This is a genomic window from Rhizobium sp. P40RR-XXII (assembly GCF_012641405.1).
GTDB lineage: Bacteria > Pseudomonadota > Alphaproteobacteria > Rhizobiales > Rhizobiaceae > Rhizobium.
Genome location: NZ_JABAII010000041.1, coordinates 1 through 6,361, shown reverse-complemented (window position 1 = coordinate 6,361; position 6,361 = coordinate 1). Strand labels below are relative to the sequence as shown.

Annotated in this window: 6 protein-coding genes and 1 pseudogene; 4 read left to right on the top strand and 3 right to left on the bottom strand. The window is 58.1% G+C overall.

Annotation, left to right across the window (positions count from 1 at the left end):
• Positions 1-189, top strand: a pseudogene (locus HGP16_RS33630) (transcriptional regulator); the annotation flags it as partial.
• A gap of 178 nt (positions 190-367) precedes the next feature.
• Here the strand turns inward: HGP16_RS33630 and HGP16_RS33625 are convergent.
• Positions 368-946 (bottom strand): TetR/AcrR family transcriptional regulator, encoded by a 579-nt coding sequence (locus HGP16_RS33625; RefSeq protein ID WP_205926808.1) that lies wholly within the window; start codon positions 944-946, stop codon positions 368-370.
• A 257-nt stretch (positions 947-1,203) separates the two neighbouring features.
• Between HGP16_RS33625 and HGP16_RS33620 the strand changes: the two genes are divergently transcribed.
• Positions 1,204-2,334, top strand: a complete 1,131-nt coding sequence (locus HGP16_RS33620) for an alpha/beta fold hydrolase (RefSeq protein ID WP_168844257.1) — start codon at positions 1,204-1,206, stop codon at positions 2,332-2,334.
• A 166-nt stretch (positions 2,335-2,500) separates the two neighbouring features.
• Here the strand turns inward: HGP16_RS33620 and HGP16_RS33615 are convergent, their stop codons facing one another.
• Positions 2,501-3,424, bottom strand: a complete 924-nt coding sequence (locus HGP16_RS33615) for a LysR family transcriptional regulator (RefSeq protein ID WP_168844254.1) — start codon at positions 3,422-3,424, stop codon at positions 2,501-2,503.
• Between the two features lie 87 nt (positions 3,425-3,511).
• Here HGP16_RS33615 and HGP16_RS33610 point away from each other — a divergent pair, with 87 nt between their 5' ends.
• Complete coding sequence (locus HGP16_RS33610) at positions 3,512-3,919, top strand: nuclear transport factor 2 family protein (protein WP_168844253.1); 408 nt, start codon at positions 3,512-3,514, stop codon at positions 3,917-3,919.
• A 241-nt stretch (positions 3,920-4,160) separates the two neighbouring features.
• Here the strand turns inward: HGP16_RS33610 and HGP16_RS33605 are convergent, their stop codons facing one another.
• A complete protein-coding gene (locus HGP16_RS33605) occupies positions 4,161-5,144 on the bottom strand; it encodes an AraC family transcriptional regulator (protein ID WP_246703664.1) in 984 nt (327 codons plus the stop codon).
• Positions 5,145-5,241: 97 nt separating this feature from the next.
• On the opposite strand from HGP16_RS33605, the gene HGP16_RS33600 reads away from it, so the two are divergent.
• Positions 5,242-5,604, top strand: a complete 363-nt coding sequence (locus HGP16_RS33600; RefSeq protein ID WP_168844252.1) for a nuclear transport factor 2 family protein — start codon at positions 5,242-5,244, stop codon at positions 5,602-5,604.
• Positions 5,605-6,361: the final 757 nt, after the last annotated feature.

Sequence of the window (6,361 nt, the reverse complement as noted above, 5' to 3'; positions counted from 1 at the left end):
CAGCGGCGTAAGCGCTGTCCAGAATTCAGTGAATGGTGGACCTCTCACGACGTGGGAGCACCGCTGTCGAGCGTCAAGACGCTAACCCACTCGGTCCGAGGCGAATTAAAGTTCAAGTTCGCTACTTTTCAGGCGAATGATAATCCGGCGTTGAAGCTTGCCATATATGCCAGAGCCGACGACGCTTAGCCTCCGGGTTGAACCTGGATGTCCGAGCCGCAGCGCTACGGGTTTCCTCCCAAACCGGCGAAGCGCGTGCGAAATTCTACGGCGGCTCTGCCGATCACCGGGCCGGAACTCGTGCTCCGTTTCGTCTGGCGTCATTTTTCCATAGCCGCCATGCGTGTCGCGACGGCGTACCGTCCCGTCATTCCGGTGGCGAGCACCTTTGGACACTAACATCCGCCAGCGCCTCGAATACAGCTGGCGTGCGTTCAAGGCGGGCGATCGTTCGCGCACCTTCGAGGGCGGCCACCAGTGCTGATGCGGTGGAGGATGCCCGCGCGGGAGCGAAGCCGCACCCTCTAAAATGCGCCGCAATAATCTCGGTCGAATCGACAAATCCGCGCGCTACCCGTTTGGTCAGCTCGGCGTCGAGTGCGGGTAGCTCATTCGCCAGATTTTGCATCAGGCATCCGTATTGGAAATCAGAGGCGACCATTTCGGCGGCGAATGCGCTGAAAATCTGGCGAACAAAATTTAGAGCATCGCCCGCCGTATTCGCCGAAATGTTTCGCAAAACCGCAATTCGACTCGCAACGTACTGATCGATCGCTTCTTCTGCGAGCTGTGTCTTGCCGCGTGGAAAGTGAAAGTAGAACGATCCTTTAGGCGCACCGCTTTCCGCAATGATCTGGGTCAATCCAGTCGCAGTGTAACCTTGGATGCGAAACAATCTTTGGGCGGTGGCAATCGCGTTAGCGCGGGCGTCGGTCTTACGTGGCATGCAACGAACATAACACGGTTCGCTTGACGTTACTATGGCAATCGCCATACTATGGTGATCACCATAGAAAAGGCCAACCCATGAGTCATCCCATTCGTTTCAAACCATCGATGTCCCGACGAGCCGTCCTGGCGATGGGCGCGGCCAGCGTGGCTGCGGCGTTACTTCGACCAGCTCGCGCAAACCCCATAGGAGGAAGTGATTTGACGACGTCACCGTACGGCGGGGAAACGCTTCCCAAGAACGTCCGCTCGCGCATGATCCATGGGATCAACGGCCTCGATGTCCATATTCTCGAGGCCGGTCACGAAAGCCCCGGCCGGCCGCTCGCGCTGCTTCTGCATGGTTTTCCGGATCTGGCTTACGGCTGGCGATACCTGATGCCGCTTTTGGCTGAAGCCGGGTACCATGTCGCAGCCCCCGACCAGCGGGGTTTTGGCGGCACCACCGGCTGCGTGAGCGACTATGACGCGCCGTTGGCGCCCTTCGGCCTCTTGAACATGACCCGTGATGCGCTCGCGTTGGTATCCGCGCTCGGCTATCGGCGCACGGCGATGCTCGTCGGCCACGATCCCGGCTCGCCTGTGGCCGCTTATTGCGCGCTCGCCCGACCTGACGTCTTTCCCTCGGTGGTGCTGATGAGCGCACCGTTCCCCGGCCCGCCAGCGTTTCCGTTCAACACCGTGGACAGAGAGGCGCCGTCGGCTCAACCGAACAATGAGAACCAAAAGCTGGCGGCCGCTCTAGCGGCGCTCGATCCGCCCAGAAAGCATTATCAACAATATCTGAGCTCACGGCAGGCGAACGATGACATGTGGCACCCGCCCCAAGGCCTGCACACGTTTCTTCGTGCATTCTTTCACGTCAAGAGCGCTGACTGGTCGGGAAACAAACCGCATCCGTTGAAGGGGCGAACCGCCGCAGACCTTGCACAGATGCCTACGTATTACGTGATGGATCTCGGCAAGACGATGCCAGAGACGGTCGCTCCATTCCAACCTTCCGCCGCTGAGGTCCAATCCTGCAAATGGCTCACCGAGCCAGAACTTGGCGTGTACGTTGAGGAGTATGATCGCACCGGGTTTCAAGGCGCCTTGCAGGCTTATCGCGTCTTTTCCGATCCCGACTTAAACGCCGAGTTGCGCCTATATTCGGGGAGGACGATCGATGTCCCGTCGCTCTTCATCGGCGGGAAGAGCGATTGGGGCACCTATTCGGCGCCGGGCGCGCTTGATCTCATGACGACGAAGGCGGCGACGAGGATGGCCGGCATCGAGCTGATCGACGGCGCTGGTCATTGGATCCAGCAGGAGCAGCCGGTTCGGCTAAGCGAGCTCCTGCTCGCCTTCGCCAAGGAGGCGGGTGCGGCGGGTCACGCCCCCGGTTAGCTCGGGGGATTCCTATCGGGGCTCGTGAAAATATTGCCGGCGTCCAAACGACCGTCCCGTAATGTCCGTCAGTTTCAGTAGGGCCTTTGGGTTTGATGGTCCAGGTCCGGCGCTCGCTTCCGGCTTCTGCTTGGCCTGCCCCCAACGAGGTGATCCGGGTGGAATGTTAGCGGAATGCCGCCACGTTCGTCCTGAAGAACGTCATTACGCGATCCATCCGCGTTGGGTTAAGCGCATGATTTCGACGGATCATCCACATCGTTGTCGGTTCGCATGCCCACTCGTTAAGCACGGGGAACAAGCTGCCGGACCGCAATGCTTCCGCGACCAGCCAGTGGGGCGCCCACGCTATGCCGGCACCGGCGATTGCCGTCCGGGCAACGGCATTGGCATCGTCGAGGATCAGCGCGGGGCTCGGATACCATCGCAATTCCGAACCTCCACCATGACGGGTGGCGAAGCGCCACGCGTCCACGACGCCGGTGCGTTGGTTACGGAAACCGATAAGATCGTGATTTGACAAGTCGTTGGGCGTCGATGGTTTCCCTCGGTTGGACAAGTAGGCGGGCGACGCGCAGGCGACCCATGCAAAGTCGAATAGCGTCCGCTGGAGATGCCCGGGGATGCCGTCTATAGCTCCCGCACGCAGCACAATGTCTACCCCATCCTCCGCCAAGTCGATCATTTGATCGCTGCCACGAAAGTCGAGTAGGATATCGGGATGCGCGAGCCTGAAGGCAGACGTTAGGGGAGCAAGGCAGACGCTGAGGAAAGCGGTTGGCGCGCTAACTCGGACGCGGCCCTGGGCACCATCTCGTGCCGCCGTTGTCAAGGCGGTGTCAACCTGTTCGATGCTGCGAACCGCTTCGCGGGCGAGTCCGATCAGCTCCTCACCTTCCGGTGTTAAGGAAAGAGAGTGCGTCGAGCGATTGAGCAGTCGCACTCCTCTCATCTCCTCCAAGCGTGCGATCGTCTTCGAGATGCCCGACGTGGACAAGCCGAGCTGCCGACCTGCTTCGGCGAACGATCCAGTGTCCACGATCCGCACGAAGCATTGCAACTGAATTGTGCTGATTGTTGGTGTTGACATGGTGTCAATACTGTCACGCCTGATCCGGCGCTACAAGGTTGGGAGGCGTCGTGCGATTTAATCCAAATCAACAGAAGGAAAATCGATATGAATATGCGACATGTAAAACCATTTCTGAACGCCATGGACGCCGGCGAGGTGGACAAACTCGGCGAGCATCTGAGCGACGACATCGTGCTGCTCAGCCCGTTTGTCGTGGATCCATTCGTTGGCCGCGATGCCGTCGTTAAGGTGTTGGGTGTGCTGCATTCGGCTGTCGACTCATTTACGACAGAAGAAGTCATCGCGGGCGACAAGCGCGCCGCGGTGATGCTACGCATCCGGGCTGGCGATATTGAAGTGACGGGCGTTGACGATATGCGGATTGGCGAGGACGGCCGTATCACAAGCATGTCGGTCCAGTGGCGGCCGCTCGCCAACATCGTAGCGATACAGCGGCGGCTGGCTCCCCTGATTGGCGCTCCGGTGCTGGAGCTCATCGAAAAACCGGCGTGAGTGCACCGGCTCCAAGAGCATGTCGTTACCAATTGACAATCGCTCACGTCCTCTCCAAATCCCAATGAGCCTTGGAGATACCCTTGTTATCGCCGGCGGCAACCAGACTGCGCGCCACTGATGTTCCCGCATGGCGGGAGCGCCTACTCGTCAATGTGGCTTCTCGATTTCAGCAGGTTTTGAGTCAGAGCCGCCTGAGGTTCGGGCCATAGCCACCCTTAATGCCGGCAACCGTCCCATCTCATTTCCTGACCAATGTGCGATCAGATTGCAGTGCCTCGGTTGCCTCGGTCCCGCATGCGCGCGCGAACTGAGTGGGAGAGCAGCCGACTGTCCTGGTGAAAGCCGAGCTGAAGGCGCTCGACGAGCCGAATCCTACGGAAAACGCGATCTCCGCAACCGTCTTCGTGCCGTTCTGAAGTTCGTCCTTCGCCAATGCGATACGCCATCGCAGCAAGTACTCGATCGGTCCCATTCCGAAAATGCGCCTGAATCTTGCTGCGAAACCCGCTCGTGACACGCCGCAGAGTTTTGCCAGCTCGGCGACAGTCCAGTTGCGTGCCACATCTCGGTGCATCGCGACGATGGCTCTTTTCGCGTATCGATCGGCAAGTCCGGCCAGGAGCCCTTTCTTTTCCGAATTTATGCTGACAAGACCGCTCCGAAGGATTTCGACAAGGATCAACTCGACCAGCCGTATGATCACGAATTCGCTTGCCGGTCCAGGCAAGCGAGCTTCCGCTTCGTTCATCGCCAGTAGGGCGCGGATCCGTCCGACGGACGGGTCGGAAGCCGAGATTCCCACAGTTTGCGGAAGCAGCTCCTCAAGGAGATCGTTATTCGCTGCAGAAACGATGAATTTTCCAGCATGAAGCGTCGTCTGTCGATCGTCGCTGGAGCCGAGCTGAAGTCGCTTGCTCTTTGAAGATGCGACAGCAGTCTCGCTGTCGATAGCCATCGCGGAGTTGCTCGAGGCGAGCCTAAAGGGCGTCGACGCCCGGATCAGGAGAAAATCTCCCTGCTTAAGCAAGAGCGGTTGATGATCGGGCCGAATAGCGAGGCATTGCCCCTGTTCCACCCAACAGAAGAGAAGGTCGTTGCGCTCGCGGAATCCAAGAGCCCATTCTCCCGACGCGTCCACACCGGCGAAGAGCACAGCTCGCGGACGAAGAATCCGCATGATGTCAAGCAATACATCTGCCAAATTTAGACTTTCGATAATCAACAATACATCTTTGATTATCGACAGTACATAGGATCCGGCCTACATCCAAGTGGCTTGGTGGTCATGGCGGCTATTGCTACTTCGGAAGGATTTTAAAGTGAGCCCGGAAACGTTGACAAATAACTGGAAGGCATATCTTGCGGCCTATGGGGCTATCGACGCCGACGAACGGGAACGGTTGCTCCAGCAAAGCGTCGCCGACGATATCGTCTTCACAAATCCCGGAGGTCGAGGTGAGCGTCGCACCGGTCTCATTGCTCATATCCAAGACTTCCAAAAAAAGATGCCGGGCACTTATTTTGAGACGGAGAAGATTTTCATCCATCACGGCGAGTTGTTGACGATTTGGACCATGCATAAGCCGGACGGTATGAAGGTAGCGACCGGATATAACTTTGTCAGGACGGATGGTGCAGGACGGTTCGTTTACATGGCTGGTTTCTTCGGTCAGCCAGCCTAGCATGCAAGGACCGCGGCTTCGGTGAGGTTCCGCAGGACTGTCGCGTAACCTCACTGTTGTCTTCTCCGCGAAAGCAGCCTCATCTCCACCTGCGAAGGCTCCCTCCAACTGGAGATGCGCATAGGTTGAGCAATGCAGCCCGGGACCTGTGATGACTCATCCATCGTGGCAACCTGCGGCTCAATCGACCCGAAACCAGCCGAGATGACCGAGTAACGTTGGGGTGCCGTTAAGGGCAGAAACTTGTCGCCAAACGGTCGGCAACCACAAAAGTACCAAACGACAATGTGTCATATGCCCGCCTCTCGATCGCCAATTTGTGTTGAGGCCGAAAAGGGGTTGGGGTCGTCCAAGTTGGATTGAATCAAATCCGCAGCGATCATCCCTCCTCTGCCGTTGAGATGGATGCCGTCGCTATGAAATTTCCAACCGTTCAACCGCCCGATTTCATCGGGAGACATCCCAGCACCATCATCGCGAACTGCGCGCCGAGGCCATGAACATCTGGGCGACAATCGCCCGGGCATGACCAACAAAAGTAGCGCGCGTCGCAATCTGGCGTCCGGCCAATTAACTTTACGGTGCCAGCAATCAGCTTTATCTTGCTGCCGCCGACCTCCGGAATCGTCTGGTACCCCGTCCGACCGGAAGTAACCCTCCAATCATTGATGAGTGCAAAGTAGTCTACAAAGTGTGCACATCAGTACGGATTCCGGGTTCTCCACTCCACATCCCGTCGACATTCAATAGCTAACTA

Excerpts from the sequence above, each read along its gene's own strand:
- HGP16_RS33625 (WP_205926808.1), bottom strand. The coding sequence starts at position 946 with ATGCCACGTAAGACCGACGCCCGCGCTAACGCGATTGCCACCGCCCAA.
- HGP16_RS33620 (WP_168844257.1), top strand. The coding sequence starts at position 1,204 with ATGATCCATGGGATCAACGGCCTCGATGTCCATATTCTCGAGGCCGGT.
- HGP16_RS33615 (WP_168844254.1), bottom strand. The coding sequence starts at position 3,424 with ATGTCAACACCAACAATCAGCACAATTCAGTTGCAATGCTTCGTGCGG.
- HGP16_RS33610 (WP_168844253.1), top strand. The coding sequence starts at position 3,512 with ATGAATATGCGACATGTAAAACCATTTCTGAACGCCATGGACGCCGGC.